The 14533-nt window shown below is 40.9% G+C and carries 13 protein-coding genes; 5 read left to right on the top strand and 8 right to left on the bottom strand.

The genetic code is table 11. The features are described from left to right. Nucleotides 1-1468: 1468 nt before the first annotated feature. The 4 genes from Q0L00_RS19110 to Q0L00_RS19095 form a co-directional block, all read right to left on the bottom strand. Entirely contained in the window at nt 1469-2251 is a 783-nt protein-coding gene (locus Q0L00_RS19110; protein WP_297338499.1) for an undecaprenyl-diphosphate phosphatase, read from the bottom strand. Between the two features lie 276 nt (nt 2252-2527). Then, entirely contained in the window at nt 2528-3052 is a 525-nt protein-coding gene (locus Q0L00_RS19105; protein ID WP_297338498.1) for a hypothetical protein, read from the bottom strand. A 37-nt stretch (nt 3053-3089) separates the two neighbouring features. Beyond that, entirely contained in the window at nt 3090-3371 is a 282-nt protein-coding gene (locus Q0L00_RS19100) for a transcriptional regulator (RefSeq protein ID WP_297338497.1), read from the bottom strand. Continuing rightward, nucleotides 3364-3942 carry a hypothetical protein gene (locus Q0L00_RS19095; RefSeq protein ID WP_297338496.1) on the bottom strand — a complete coding sequence of 193 codons (579 nt, stop codon included), beginning with the start codon at nt 3940-3942 and terminating at the stop codon, nt 3364-3366. The genes Q0L00_RS19100 and Q0L00_RS19095 overlap by 8 nt, the downstream gene beginning before the upstream one ends. A 120-nt stretch (nt 3943-4062) precedes the next feature. On the opposite strand from Q0L00_RS19095, the gene Q0L00_RS19090 reads away from it, so the two are divergent. From Q0L00_RS19090 to Q0L00_RS19075, 4 genes are all read left to right on the top strand, one after another. After that, the gene (locus Q0L00_RS19090) at nt 4063-4515 is read left to right on the top strand and encodes a hypothetical protein (protein ID WP_297338495.1); all 453 of its coding nucleotides are present in this window, start codon (nt 4063-4065) and stop codon (nt 4513-4515) included. A gap of 25 nt (nt 4516-4540) precedes the next feature. Beyond that, nucleotides 4541-5188, top strand: coding sequence for a TonB family protein (locus tag Q0L00_RS19085; protein ID WP_297338494.1), 648 nt, complete (start codon nt 4541-4543; stop codon nt 5186-5188). A gap of 139 nt (nt 5189-5327) precedes the next feature. Beyond that, nucleotides 5328-5930: a hypothetical protein gene (locus Q0L00_RS19080; protein ID WP_297338493.1), complete on the top strand. Its 603-nt coding sequence runs from the start codon at nt 5328-5330 to the stop codon at nt 5928-5930. A 31-nt stretch (nt 5931-5961) separates the two neighbouring features. Then, the gene (locus Q0L00_RS19075) at nt 5962-6438 is read left to right on the top strand and encodes a copper resistance protein NlpE (RefSeq protein WP_297338492.1); all 477 of its coding nucleotides are present in this window, start codon (nt 5962-5964) and stop codon (nt 6436-6438) included. On the opposite strand, the gene Q0L00_RS19070 is transcribed toward Q0L00_RS19075, so the two are convergent. From Q0L00_RS19070 to Q0L00_RS19055, 4 genes are all read right to left on the bottom strand, one after another. Then, nucleotides 6439-7371, bottom strand: a complete 933-nt coding sequence (locus Q0L00_RS19070; protein ID WP_297338491.1) for a hydrogen peroxide-inducible genes activator — start codon at nt 7369-7371, stop codon at nt 6439-6441. A 116-nt stretch (nt 7372-7487) separates the two neighbouring features. Continuing rightward, nucleotides 7488-8978, bottom strand: a complete 1491-nt coding sequence (locus Q0L00_RS19065) for a RagB/SusD family nutrient uptake outer membrane protein (RefSeq protein ID WP_297338490.1) — start codon at nt 8976-8978, stop codon at nt 7488-7490. Between the two features lie 12 nt (nt 8979-8990). Then, on the bottom strand, nt 8991-12128 hold the full coding sequence (locus Q0L00_RS19060) for a TonB-dependent receptor (protein ID WP_297338489.1): 3138 nt from the start codon (nt 12126-12128) through the stop codon (nt 8991-8993). Between the two features lie 487 nt (nt 12129-12615). Then, on the bottom strand, nt 12616-13164 hold the full coding sequence (locus tag Q0L00_RS19055) for a 2'-5' RNA ligase family protein (protein WP_297338488.1): 549 nt from the start codon (nt 13162-13164) through the stop codon (nt 12616-12618). Nucleotides 13165-13547: 383 nt separating this feature from the next. Between Q0L00_RS19055 and Q0L00_RS19050 the strand changes: the two genes are divergently transcribed. Next, the gene (locus Q0L00_RS19050) at nt 13548-14462 is read left to right on the top strand and encodes a universal stress protein (protein WP_297338487.1); all 915 of its coding nucleotides are present in this window, start codon (nt 13548-13550) and stop codon (nt 14460-14462) included. Nucleotides 14463-14533 lie beyond the last annotated feature (71 nt).

The following is a 14533-nucleotide window of genomic DNA, read 5'->3' as shown; positions in this document are numbered from 1 at the left end:
AGGCGTGTTCGGGACTTGCACCCTATAGCTATCGCCCATGCTGGGCACACCGAAACAAACCCTTCCCAGAGAATTTGGGGAGGGTTTTTTCAATATATAAAGCCAAATAGCCATAGTGGTATGGTATTCCCTATCCGGATTTCGATATCATCTTTGACCAAATATGAATGGGGTAGGTCGTTGAGCTGAGTCGTGGATTTATTTTTTCGGCCGAATTCAAAGACAGTATTCCCAACCAAAAAGGCTCCACAGTTTGCGAGATAAACTGCATCGGCGCTTCGCAGTTGATTGCAAAAAAGTCTCCCGGACGGTACCGGGATTGGTTTGATCTTTCCCTAGGGCATAAAGTAAATTAGTATTGGCACACTAAATTTTATCCGGCTTGGTCAATGCTCCGATTCCTTGTTTGGGTTTGTAAAGCCCTTAAATAATTCTTGTCCGAATAAACAGCTCCGGCGAACGCAAATGCCCAGGCCGTGAAATCCCGGATTTTCGACTCAGTTCAGAACCATTCGGAGTGAAAGGAACAGAAGTGCTGATTAATTGGGTGTGCGCTTTTTTAATTTAAAGACCGTTTCAAAATCCAAATGCTCGACGGCATGGATATCCAACTCCAGGGTCAACTGGACTGTTCTTTTTAATTTTTCAACTTAGCTTTCTCGGTTCTCTTTGTGGTATGGGTAGCTTTCAAATTTCAGATAATTCAGCAAAACTGGAATCGGAGCCATTGTTTCCAAAATCTGCTCTGAAATTCCCACCTAATTTTCAATCCTCTCAGCCAAGGAAAAAACCGGAAATGAATTTCCCTTTTCGAATTGAATCAATGAATTTCATCCAGAAGTAAGGTCTTCTCTCCCCTGGATAAAACTCCTCGGCAAAATCCAAGAGTTGATTCTTCGTAAAAGAAAAATTATCCTAACTCACCTACAAAGCACTGCCGTCTATGGGTAGATCCTATTTTACATGCGGAAGAAGCGTAGTCTTACCGGTGCCCCAAGCACCCAAAATGCCTAGGAATCGATTACTCTAACCTATTTCATCTGTATATAATTTGTTTCTCAGAGGCCATATGGAATCTCGCTATTCTAATCAACCCGGTGTGTGATGGGTACGTCGTGCTCGATTTCATCTGTATATAATTTGTTTCTCAGAGGCCATATGGAATCTTCGCATTGATTATAAACATCCCTCTGTGTGTCCCTTTAGTCATGCTCGATTTCATCTGTTTATAATTTGCCTTTCAGAGGTCATATGGAATCTTGCAATTCTAATCATCCCGCTGTGTGACGGGTACGCCATGCTTGATTTCATCTACTAAGAAGGGCTGAAAATCGAGCTTGATCCCAGACACTTTTGCTCAGACAAGAGGAATAACTTTTCCCTAGTGTAAAACCAATTTTACACTAGTACAGATAGTAGGTAAATTACATTTAATAAACTATGAGATTTTTTTAAATCAATTTTTCAATTAGCCCAAGTCATTCCCCCACATAAAAATCAAAAAGAGAATTCCCAAGGCGATCCGATACCATCCAAAAGCGGTAAATCCATGATTGGAAACATAGTGAAGAAAAAACTTCACGGCGATCCAAGCTGTCACAAAAGCAATCCCCGAACCAATAAACAACATCATGATTTGGGCTTGGGTAAATGCCAAATCAGATTTGAGCAAATCATAGCCTCCTGCAGCCATCATCGTGGGCACGGCTAAAAGGAAGGAAAACTCGGTAGCTTGCTTTTTATTTAATCCATTAAAAACCCCTCCGATGATTGTCGCTGCAGCCCGGGAGGTCCCTGGCACCATAGAAAGACATTGGAATAAGCCGATAAAAAATGCCTGCTTGTAGGTAATATCTTCCACTTCAGCTACCGTCGTTTCCTGATTGACTACTCTTTTATCGATCAAAATCAAAATGATTCCACCTACAATCAGGGAAATAGATACTACGATTGGATTAAAGAGGTATCCTTTGATGATTTCATAAGCCAAGAGGCCAACAACAGCCGTGGGGATAAATGCTGCAAGCAATTTGTAATAAATCTTGAGCCCTCGAAAAAACCGCTTGATATACATGAATGCGATCGCCAAAATCGCCCCCAATTGGATAAAAACCTCAAAAGTCTTCACAAATTCATCCTCGTGAATGCCCATCGCAGCGGAGGCTAAAATCATGTGACCAGTTGATGAAATCGGCAAAAACTCAGTAAGCCCTTCAATGATGGCTATAATGATGGATTGGAATAAGGTCATATCAATAGGTTAAATCCTGGGCAAAAATACGAAAGCCATCGGGTCTGACCAGTTTTTTAAGAAAAGTATAGGATCCACAGGCGAATGAAGGTTTGAATTGATCAAAAGAAGGAAAAGAGCGAAATTTTGCATTTCTCTTAAAATTTACCAAATGGCCAGACGCTTCAATATCAGGTAAGGCTGAAGGTAAAGGATATTTTTTAAGAAAAGAAAACTACGCGAACTGAAAATCGATGAACCAGCAACGATTCTCAAAGCAAAAAAAACCTACTTTTCCTACAGCTTATCTAGGGTCATTTCAAAAAATTGAATCCATTTATCTCCTGTATGGTATTCCCCGATTTCAAACCATTGACCCTTTTCATTGAGCTGAATGATATAGCGCACTTGTTCGGTAGGTTGCCAAACAAATTTCCCTTCTTCCCATCGGGCAGGATAGGTTCCCTTCAGTCCACTTTGCAAAAAAGAGGTGAAATCAAATCCCCCTTCCTCAGACTTGGGTTGGACGATCGCGAGCGCATGGTGAACAGTTTTCCCATTGGCTTTTCCGACCCCCTCAATTTCTAGAATCGTCCCATTCAATTTCATCGTTACTAGTTCCTCCTGTTCAAAGCTCAATCGAGTCCGATCTTCACCAATCATCCAGCCCGATCCCCTCCATTTCCCTTCCAAAAATACCAAGGAACTCATCTTTCGCTGTACTTCAGGGTTGAGCTCATAATTCACTTGGGCGAATAAGATCCCCGGGGTACCAACTAACCAAAAGGCCAGCAATGCGATTTTTAGTTGTCTACGTTTCATTTTCTTTAATTTAAGGTTAACCAGAATAATGCGTTTTTTACTCAATGTATTTTTTCAAATTTTCCACATAAGCCTCAAAAGCCGAAATGCCCTTCCTCGTGATTTTGCAGGTGGTTAGAGGACGCTTGTCTCGAAAGGACTTTTGGATACTGATGTATCCAGCCTTTTCGAGTTTGTCCAATTGTACACTAAGATTGCCTGCAGTAGAAGCTGTCTTTTCTTTAAGAAAGGTAAAATCTGCCTCCTCCAACCCAATCAGAAGTGACATCACAGCCAAGCGTAACTGAGAATGAAGAAGAGGATCTAAGGGTTTAAACACTTTTTTTGAATTTACTTTTTAACAAATATCCAGGAATAAGATATCCTAAAATCATGGCAATACCCGCCGCTAAATACTGTTCATTGACCGGCAGTAAGAAGCAAGTTATGGAACCAAAAAATAAAACCACTCCTCCAATTTTGACCGAATTTTCCCTAATCATCGCTCCGGTACTAAAAACACCTACCCCAGCCAAACCCAGTATGACGGGATTATGGTGGAAATCCAATACGTTCATAAACGAAAGCGTAATAATCATGGATACAAAAACTGCTAACCAAAGTTGCGCCAAAAAATCATTCAGATGCGTTTTTACTCGGGCTACTCTTCGAACTCTCCATTCATGGACAAAGCTCCAAATCGTAGCAGGAATCACAGCCAACCAGACTACAAAAGGCATCTCAAAACCGGATTTGGTCAAGAAATAATGTGCAAAATTACATAGGGAAATCACCCATCCCCAAAGCAATAATTGAAAACTACCGTCTCCTGCAGCTTCTTTTTTGGCCCGTTGAATCATCTCCGTGATCAATGCCAAGGATTGCGACCCGTTAAATTGTTTTTCCATCATGAGATTAAATTAAGTTTGAGACAAATATAAATAGGTTTATTTTATAAACTACTTTATTTAAATTTTTTTATGCGCTCTCCAATTATCTCTTAACTTCGTTCAGGTAAATCCAATCCAGCAATGAAAGATATCTTCGACCCCAAAGTCACACAAGAGCTCATCGAGCGTATCCATCAGCTCAAACCCGAGAGCCCGGCCCTCTGGGGAAAAATGACTGTAGACCAGATGTTGGCCCATTGCTCGGTAGCTTACGAAATGGCCTTCACCAACAAGCATCCAAAACCCAATCCTTTGATGCGGCTTTTACTCAAAACATTTGTCAAAAAAGGGGTCGTCAATGAAGTGCCGTATAAAAAGAACCTCCGAACTGCTCCCGCTTTTTTAATCAAAGAGCGGAAAAATTTTGAGGAAGAAAAATCCCGATTAATTAAATATCTTGAACATACACTGAATCTGGGAAGAGACCATTTTGAGGGAAAAGAATCCTTATCCTTCGGTCCAATGACTGCAAACGAATGGAACAACCTTTTTTACAAGCACTTGGACCATCACCTGACGCAGTTTGGGGTTTGAATAATTGATTAAAATTTTAATAGCGATGAAAAACATTACGATTCTATTCGTTTCATTTTTGATCATTGGGGTAGGATTTGGCCAAGAAACAGAAAAATTAAATGTGCAAAAATCATTTGCTGCATGGGAACAATTTCTTGCCACCCAAGCAAAATATCCCACTTCTGCCTTACGGTCCAATAAAGAAGGATATGTCATTATGGAACTGGATTTTGACAGCGAAGGAATGATCAAGGGAGCAAACATCAAAGAATCAAGTTCCAAGGACATGGAGCAATCGGCTCTTTCTGCCATGGAAAAAGCCATACCTAGTTGGAATCCAGAAATGCTGGCAGAGCGGAAACCGGGTAAAACCTATCAAATCGTGTTTAGCTTTGAATCCATAGATCCTCAAAATCCAAACGCTGCCACAGAGGCTATTACTCGACAGCTCTATAAGGGAAAGCCAGAAAAGGCATTGAAAATTGTAAATCGAATTTTAGAAAAAAAGCCCTTTGACTACCAAACTTTAGAAATTCGATCTCAAATTCACAGACAATTGGGAATGGAAGAGGAAGCGACGAAAGACTTGCTCAACTCCCAGGAATTGAAAGATAAGACCCTTGCGGTAATCCAAAACAGGACTTTCAGTATCATCACCAGACGAGAGGTAACCGGATCTTTTTCAAATTAAGTGAGCAAAACAAGCATAATCCCATCCAATAGAAGATCCAATCCTCTATTTATCAATGACTTGAAATATTAAATTTCAAAAAGGCGATGGATTTTTAAAATTCTTTCACTAAATTTTATCTTCACTAATTTACTTATCGATGAAAAATTATCTTCTATCCCTACTTTCTTTTTCTATCCTCATCAGTACTTCTTGGGCTCAAGGGACAAAAGCTACTGAAAATTTTAATTCGTTTTTAAGAAAAAACCTGAAGTACCCTAGTGAACTCAGAACCAACGAAATCAAGGGGCCTGTATCCATGCTCATTGAGTTTGATCAAGAAGGTAAAATCAATTCCGCCCCCGAAGTCTTGGCGGGAAACGAAAACTTGGCTGAAGAAATCATCCGTGTACTCCATCAACTTGAATCCGAAAATAAAACCGAATTGGTAGCCGAAGATTATTTTGGTCAGGAATTGATCTTGAATGTAAATTTTAAAATTACTTCAGGAAATTCGCAACAAATCAAACTTCCCATTTCCGAAGAGAAAATTTGGAAAGATCTTAACCAGAAAATTTCTCAAAACCCCTATTTCCCCGCTCATTATCTGGAAAGAGCAAGATTCTACGAGGAACTGGAAAAAACCACTTTAGCCGAATTAGACCGTGCTTTTTATCAAAAACTTAAAGAAACGGAAATGACGGATATTGTCGTGGTTGGCTATCAAACAAGCCACAAAAAACTATCGCGTGCAAGCGAATAAACTTCTTACCAATCCTTCAAACTCTTTGTCCATGAAAAAAGTATTTTTGTCCCTAATCCTGTTATCCTTCCTCCAATTTGGCTGCTCTTCTTCTACAGAAAATGAGCAGAATGAAGATGAGTCCACCGTAAGGATGGACGATTTCCCCGAAACGATGGAAATCCCCGTCACTCCTGAGGATAATTCCATGAGTGCGCTCGATTGGGCAGGAATCTACAAAGGCACCCTACCTTGTGCAGATTGTGAGGGGATCGAAACCGAACTTGCCTTGAACCAAGACGGTACCTATTCTTATAAGACCAACTATCTAGGCAAAAACGATGCACTGGAAGAGGAATACACCGGGAAATTCACCTGGGATGAACAGGGTCGTACCATTCAATTGGAAGGTTTAAAAGGTGCCCCGGGAAAGTATCAGGTCGGGGAAAACCAACTCTGGCATCTGGATCAGGATGGCAATCGGATCAGCGGGGATTTAGCTGAAAATTATATCCTTAAAAAGCAGTAATTATTTAAACCTCACAATTTTCCCATGGGCCTTGGAAGTCATCGCCTCAGGAATACTTGCCGTGATTTCAGTATAAAGCAACTCCACCAATTTTTGCTTTAAAAAACTCCGGTTTAAAATAATACTCACCTCTCGGATCGGAGGCTCTCCTGCAAAGGGCCGCAGCCTGGTTTTTTCTTCCTCGGAAAGTTCATGCGTAGCCAATTCAGGCAACATGGTCATCCCTTTGTAACGATTAACCATATTTCTCAGCCCTTCCAGCGATCCACTTTCGTAATGAAAATTGGCATGCCCACTACTGGTTTGATCACAAAAGTTAATCACCTGATCCCGGAAACAATGCCCTTGTTGCAAAATCCAAAGCTCTTCGGATTTAACCTGATCGGCTCTGATCTCTTTTTGTGAAAGCAAGGGATGGTCTTTGGAAAGATAAGCGTAAAATTGCTCATAAAACATTGGTTTTTCCTCGATACCATTTTCCCCGAGGGGAGTCACCACGATTCCCAAATCCAATTCATCATTTTTCAGCTTTTTGACAATTTCTTCGGTGATCATCTCCTGAACTTCCAACTTAACATTGGGGTATTTTTCTAAAAATCTCCGGATAAACAAATGAAGAAGATAAGGAGCCAAAGTAGGAATAATCGCCAATTTAATAACTCCTGAAATATCCCCTTTGAGCTGAGCGACCAATTCCATCACGCCTTTACTCTCAGATACCACCCGCTTGGCTTGGGAAATGATCTGCACGCCAATTTCAGTGGGAATTACCGGCATTTTGCTTCGGTCAAAAAGTATCACCCCCAATTCTCGCTCAAGCTTGCTTAACTGCGCACTTAGCGTGGGTTGGGTCACAAAACAGGATTCTGCAGCCTGTCCAAAATGGCGATGTTTATCGACAGCGATCAAATATTCCAGTTGCTGAATGGTCATATCGAAAGATTAATTAAGAAGCTAATATAGAAAATGGGCAGAGAGTTCCTAAATCGGCTAAAAAAGAAAAGTCCGACTAAAAGCCGGACTTTTCAAAATTAGGTTAATTGCTCCACTTATTGTGGATTTTGAACCATATTCTCGTTAGCATTCAATTCAGAGATTGGAATTCTCCACAACCAGTCATTTGATCCTGCTGGCTCTTCGAATTTACCATTGATAACAGTCGAAACGTGATTCGCTCCTGTTCTGTCCAAAGGCAAGTTCAAACGCTTCAAATCGTAGAATCTGAATCCTTCACCCCAAAGCTCAATACGGCGCTGAACCATAATCTCTTCGACCAAAGCATCACCAGTATTGGTGGATAGGGTATATTCAGGATCTCTTTGCGAAGCAAAGTCAAACAACACCTGTGCAGCTTGACTGTCATTTCCGCCTCTTGCCAAAGCCTCAGCTTCGATCAAATACATCTCAGCAGCTCTCATGTAAGGAACATCTCCTACAGAAGAAGCATTAGCCTGAGCAACAAACTTCCGGTTCATGTAATCAATCTTAGCAAAAGAGGACAAGGTCACCTCGTCGATAAACGGATCTCTTAACTCAGGATCAGATGCATTAGGATCCCAAAGACCTTTTCTATAATCAGTCTCAGGAATCATGTCATACAATTTAGAGCTAATCGCTTTCGGATTACTTCGAATGTTAGTCGAGCTAAAGTTTACAGACAAATAAGCAAAGAAAGAGGCAAAGAAAGTCTGCTGATCATCAATCTGACGGCTTCCCCAGATCCACTCTGGATTGTCCACATTGTTGAATCCATCGTAAAGCTGCTCAGGAGACATTAAGTCATATCCTTCGCGAGCCTGAGCGGCAAACTGAGCTGCAGTACTGTAGTTTCCTTGGGTCAAAGCCACTCGTGCTTTGATTCCTCTAGCCACGTTCACATTGATGTGAGACTTGGCATTTCTGCTTTCATCCAATAGCGCAATCGCCTCGTCCAAATCAGCATTGACTTGAGTGTACACTTCCTCTACCGTGTTTCGAGGCCCCCCTTCGGTGATCGGCTCCAATACGATAGGTACACCCAATTGTCCATTTCCTCCACCCGGAGTATAGCGCTCTGCAAAAAGCTGAACCAAGTTGAAATGTGCCCAAGCTCTGTAAGCCAAAGCTTGACCTTTGATTTCGTCTTTTTCCTCTTGAGGACCTTCTGCATTATCGATATTAGCGATGATCATGTTGGCATTACCGATGATCTTGTAGTAGAATCTCCATACAAAACGTACATCACCAGATGTTTCTACGGTGTGATTTTGCCATCTTGAAATAGACACAAACCAACCGTTTCCAGTTGTGGTCATGACCAAATCATCCCCTAATACATCTCGCATAATCATCACCCCGCCTTCACCCGGCTGACCTTGAGAGTCATAGCGGATAAACATCGATCGGTGAATACCATTCAAAGCCGTCATGGCATTTTGAGTAGTCGTAAAGACTGCTGTCTCAGAAACCGCATCCGTAGGGATGGTTTCCAAATAATCCTCAGAACATCCAAAACTAAGGATTGCTCCGAGTAGGAATATTTTACTTAATAATTTCTTCATTGTCTTGGTAGATTACAGGTTCACATTAATACCCAACGTGAAAGTACGCGCTGGTGTGAAAGTATTAGCAGTAGTTCCATTGAAAGAACCGGAAACATACATCCCGCTTCTTCCGGACAACCAGCCTAGGTTTTCACCCGCCAAATACACGGTAGCCCCTCTCATTTTCCATCGTTCCAACGTAGCTCTTGGAATGGTATACGAAAGGTTTACCGAACGCAAATTGAGATAGGAAGCATCCGTTAACCATCGATCAGATTGAACATTGGTCTGAGCTGCACCAGTTACATCCATTTTAGGAACATCAGTAATGTCTCCAGGCTCTTGCCATCTGTTTAGAATATCTTCATGAAGTGCTCCTCCATCAGGATCAGCTGACATCAAACCTGCATAAATTCCGTCGTAGATGTCTCCACCGATTGCAAAGCTAAGGAGTACATTCAACGAGAATCCTTTGTAGGTAAAGGTATTCGTCAATCCACCAAAGAAGTCTGGAATAGCATCGCCCGCAAAATGGAAACGAGCATCCTGGAATCGGGTAGTTACCGTATCCTGACCGATGATTTGCTGATTCTCATCACTCGCATCATACTCATCTACTCGGTAAAGGCCTTCACCCGTTTGTGGATCCACCCCATACCAGTCTCTCAACCAGAAGTCATAAATTCCGTTTCCAACGACATACTTTTTGGTACCTACAATTTGCTCATCGAATGGTAGCTCTTTAAACTCGTTCTCAAACGTAGAAACGTTCAAGTTGGCAGTCCATTTGAAATCGTTTCCTCTTAGGATATCCCCAGCGATATTGAATTCAATACCTCTGTTTGCCATCGTTCCGATATTTTGGAACCTGCTGGTCAATCCAGTTGTCAAGGAAAGTGGAACTTCAAATAATAGGTTTTGAGATTCTCTGTTAAAGTATTCCAAGGTACCGGAGAATCGATTGCCAAAAGCAAAGTCCAATCCGATATCAAAGGTATTATTAGATTCCCACTGCAAATCCAAGGCAGAAAGTGACGCTTGAAGGATACCAGGCTCAGAAGCATTATTGAAACCTAGATCATACAAGGCTTGCCACGGATAATATCCTCCGACACTATTATTACCCACTTCACCATAGGAAGCTCTCAACTTCAATAGCTGAATGTTGTCAAAGTTGAAGAAGTCTTCTTGGTCAATAGCCCAGGAAGCACCTACGGAGTAAAATGTTCCCCATCTCACGTCTTTAGCAAAACGAGATGATCCGTCAGATCTCAAAGAGGCAGAGAAGGAATACTTATCATCATACACGTAGTTGATTCTAGAGAAATAAGACTCAATTGTCTCTCTATCCACTCGACCAGAGGCAGAGTTGATGGTCACAAAGTTGTCCGGCTCGATATTTCCAGCCAAAATCTGATCTTGCTTAGAAATAAACTGACGGTTAATTTTCAAATCGTAATTTTCATGACCTACCAAAGCATCCACAAAATGTTTTTCGTTTAGCGTCTTGCTGTAGGTCAACAATTGGTTAAAGGTCAAGGAATTGGTTCTAACATTGGATCGGCTGGTACGTCCAGCAGGAGCGCCATCCCCTACAATGGTGTTGTCATAACCAATTTCAAGCAAGGAAGTAATGTCGGTAGCGATATTCGTACGGAAAGTAAAGTCTTTGAGGAATTTCACTTCCATATACGCTCTAGAAGAAATCGCGTCTCTGTCGAAAAGATCTTCATTCAAAAGTGTTTCTTGAACAACATGACGACCTGGGAAAGAACCCGGCCCTCTTCTAGGAAGTCCAAACTGCTCTAAATCTCCGGTATCGTAGATTTTATTTCCCTGATTATCCAATACAAATCCACCTGTCTGCATATTCTGAGCAAAAACAGGATAGATTGGACCAATAGATCTTGCAGTAAAGAATGGGTTCACAAAGCTACTAGACCCACCTGAACGAGCATTGTTACCTTCAGCTAAGGTTGCAGAAAGGTTAATTCCGGTCTTCAACCAATCAGTCGCCTGCGTATTGACATTTAATCGCCCGGTAAATCGTTCGATGTCAGACTTAATCACAAAGCCTTTCTCATTTAAATAGTTAAATGAGGTATAGTAATCTGTCTTACCAGTAGCTCCGGAATAAGTTAAATTATATTCCTTACGATCACCAGTACGCTGCAATTCGTCAAACCAGTTAAGGCCTTGGAAATTGTTTACCGCGTTTGGATTTAAGGTTCCATCGGTACCGACAATTTGATTGTTTGGTACATTGTAAATGTTATATCCCAATACATTGATCAACTCCTCAGAAGCGAAAGTTGCCGCCTCAGCTGGAGAATCTCCCAATCCCAATTGATTGTTTCTTAACGATTCCCATACCAAAGGATAGTACTGACCAGCATTTACACGGCTGTATTCTGGAAGGGCTCTTCCTGATACACCCTGCTGTACTCTGAAGTTGACAGTTGGTCTATCTTTCTTACCTGTCTTAGTGGTAATCATGATCACACCATTTGCCGCTCTTGAACCGTAAAGCGAAGTTGACGATGCATCCTTCATGATCGTCATGTCAGCGATATCTTCTGGGTTCAAGTTGGAAAGATCCCCATCAAAAGGAACCCCATCCACCACATAAAGTGGCGCGGAGGAGGAGTTTACCGAACCTACCCCTCGGATCCGAACGGCCGGCGTAGAACCGGGCTGTCCTGAGGCAGAAGTCGTGATGACACCCGGAGACTGACCTTCAATCGCATTTACCACGTTATTGATCGGACGATTGGCAATTTGATCTCCTTTAAGGGAAACTGCCGATCCAGTAAAGTTTCCTTTATCGGCCGTACCTCCATAAGCAGTAATGATTACTTCGTCCAGATTCTGGGAATCTTCCGTCATGGTCACGTCGATGACAGATCTGTTACCGATCTGCTCCTCCACACTTCTATAGCCAATATAGCTAAATACAAGCGTGGTAGCGCTTTCAGGAACACTGATCGAATAGTTACCGTCAAGGTCGGTCACTACCCCGATCGTCGTCCCTTTCACAAGGACATTGACCCCGATCAAACCTTCCGGTTGATCATCGGACACTATCCTACCAGTGATCGTTCTGTTTTGCGCCCATACTGACACAACGGTCAGAAGGGTAAGTGCAAAACCTAGTAAAACTTTCTTCATAGGTTAAAATTTTAGATGATTTAAATTTTCAATATGCAAGATGCGAATGAAATAGGGCATGAAACAAATTTGGGAATTAAAGATAGAGCCAAGATATTCCATACATTATTTTGAAAAAACTAAATAATCAAAATATTACATATAAATCATCTCTTCGGACAGTGTCCGACATCAACAAATTCTTTCATTTTCATTTTAACAAAATTTAATTTCTAAAAAAATGCTAAAACTTACTGAAGCTATGCATTGTTAGAAAGTTTATATATTTATATCCTCTTGCAAACAGGTATTTTTGCGGTATTTTATTCTGTTTTTATTTACTTTATCAATATATTTCAGGATAATGTTTGACTATTGTACGGTTTCAGAAAAGTGTTCGGAAAATTTTATAGAATCAAAATTCAAAAAATCCAAATATGACTTTACTTTAAAATTTTACTTAAATGGAATAAAAATTCTTTGGATTGAGCTCTAAATCACAAAAATCTTACTTTAAAAGCAAAAAACTGTGATTTTTGACCCAGCACCCTTCCTCCTTTTTCAAAAGCCAGATTTCTAGAACATTTGAATAAAAGTCCAATTTTTCCTCTTTTACCTTCCTGTAAATCCCTTCAAAACTTGAGGGTTTTAAATCTTTAAAAGCAACTGTCATGTGCGGATGATAATTTCGATCACTGAGCTCTGGCATCAAATGCAGTTCCCGTTGACAAAAAATCTTTAATCCAGCCTGCAACTCAAAGAGCGTAGTTGGTGCATCCACTTTTAGAAAAATTACCCGCTTTCCAAAACAGTCCACACCGTGAATTCTTAGGGTAAACTGTTGATGCTTTTCTATAAAATTCCCAAGAAGACCTTTGAGCTTTCCTTCATTTTTCTCAGAATAGGAAAAGGGCATCTTGACCGTCACATGAGCTGGAGACTTCAACGCATACTTACTTCCAAAATCCTGCTTGATCGATTCTTTTAGACCTTCGACTTGATCGAAAAAAGAAGAATTTGGAATTATTGCCAAAAAATATTTACGCAAATCTTTCATCTGTTTATAATTGGTTTTTTAGCGGTCATAAGGAATCTCGCAATTCTAATCATCCCGGTGTGTGACGAGTACGTCATGCTCGATTTCATCTGTATATAATTTGTTTTTTAGCGGTCATATGGAATCTTCGCATTTATTTTGATCATCCCTCTGTGTGTCTCTTTAGCCATGCTCGATTTCAGGTGGCTATACGTAAATTTTGAAAACTCCATGGAACCTTGGGGATTAAAATGATTATTATTCCCTGCGTTTAATGGTGATTTTAATTGTAATAATTTCATCGCATAAATCTACCCTGGAAAAACTTCCCGTACCAAAAACAAAAAAACTGTTTAATAAACTCAATCTATCCCTTAAATTAAGCCTATCAAAAAACAATCGCTATGAAGTTTTTTTCTAAAGTAATGGTCGGAATGGATCTGACCGAAATGGACGATATCCTAATTAAGAAAACCATCGTGTTTTTGGAATTTTTGGGTGTAGAAACTTGCTACTTTCTACATGTCTCCAAAGATTTGGCTTTGCCGGATGAAATCATCCAAAAGTATCCCAACTTAGTTGCTTCTGGGGATGAAACCATCGAAGCCATGATTCAGCAAAAGCTGGAAGAACATAATTTTCCCAAATCAATCACCACTGAAGTGATTGCTGAAGAAGGAGATCACCCGCTAGACACCTTCCTGCGCTGGGCCAAAATTAAAGATGTGGACTTGGTCATTATGGGGAGAAAAGAGACCTTAAAGGGAAGTGGTGCACTCGCCAATGGCGTTGCTAAAAAAGCTCCTTGTTCGGTTTTACTCCTTCAAGAAAAACGACCTGAAGGATTACCGAAAAAAATCATGATCCCGACCGACTTCTCGGACCATAACCATCTTATTTACTCATTTGGTGAGCGGGTAGCCGATGAATTAAATGCCGAACTGATTCCTGTTCACTTTTTCGAAGTTCCTCATGGCTATTCCAAAACCGGAAAATCCTTTGAAGAGTTTGCAGAAATCATGAAGGAGCATGCAAAAAAGGACTTCAAAAAATTCGTAGCCAAGCACAACCTCTCGGAGCTATCCTGTGATTTTATTCTCAATGATGGAGAGGACATTGGCGAACTCCTCCTCAAAGAAGCCCACAAATTAGATGTTGATATGTTTATCATGGGATCCCGAGGTCGAACTAAATCAGCTGCCATGCTGCTTGGAAGTACCGCCGAAAAACTCATTGCAGAAAACAATGTCCTTCCTATGCTTATATTTAAGCAAAAAGGGGAAAATATGGGATTCTTTGAAGCCTTGTTTAAATTATAAACAGACAGCAACTTAACAATCGGGTAGGAGAAACGGGATTAGTTCCCGTTTCGACCTCCCACACCACCGTA

The sequence above is a fragment of the Algoriphagus sp. genome (assembly GCF_024305035.1).
In the GTDB taxonomy this organism is placed as follows: Bacteria; Bacteroidota; Bacteroidia; order Cytophagales; family Cyclobacteriaceae; genus Algoriphagus.
Note: the sequence above shows the minus strand (reverse complement) of the source record. Positions and strands in the feature narration are given on the sequence as shown.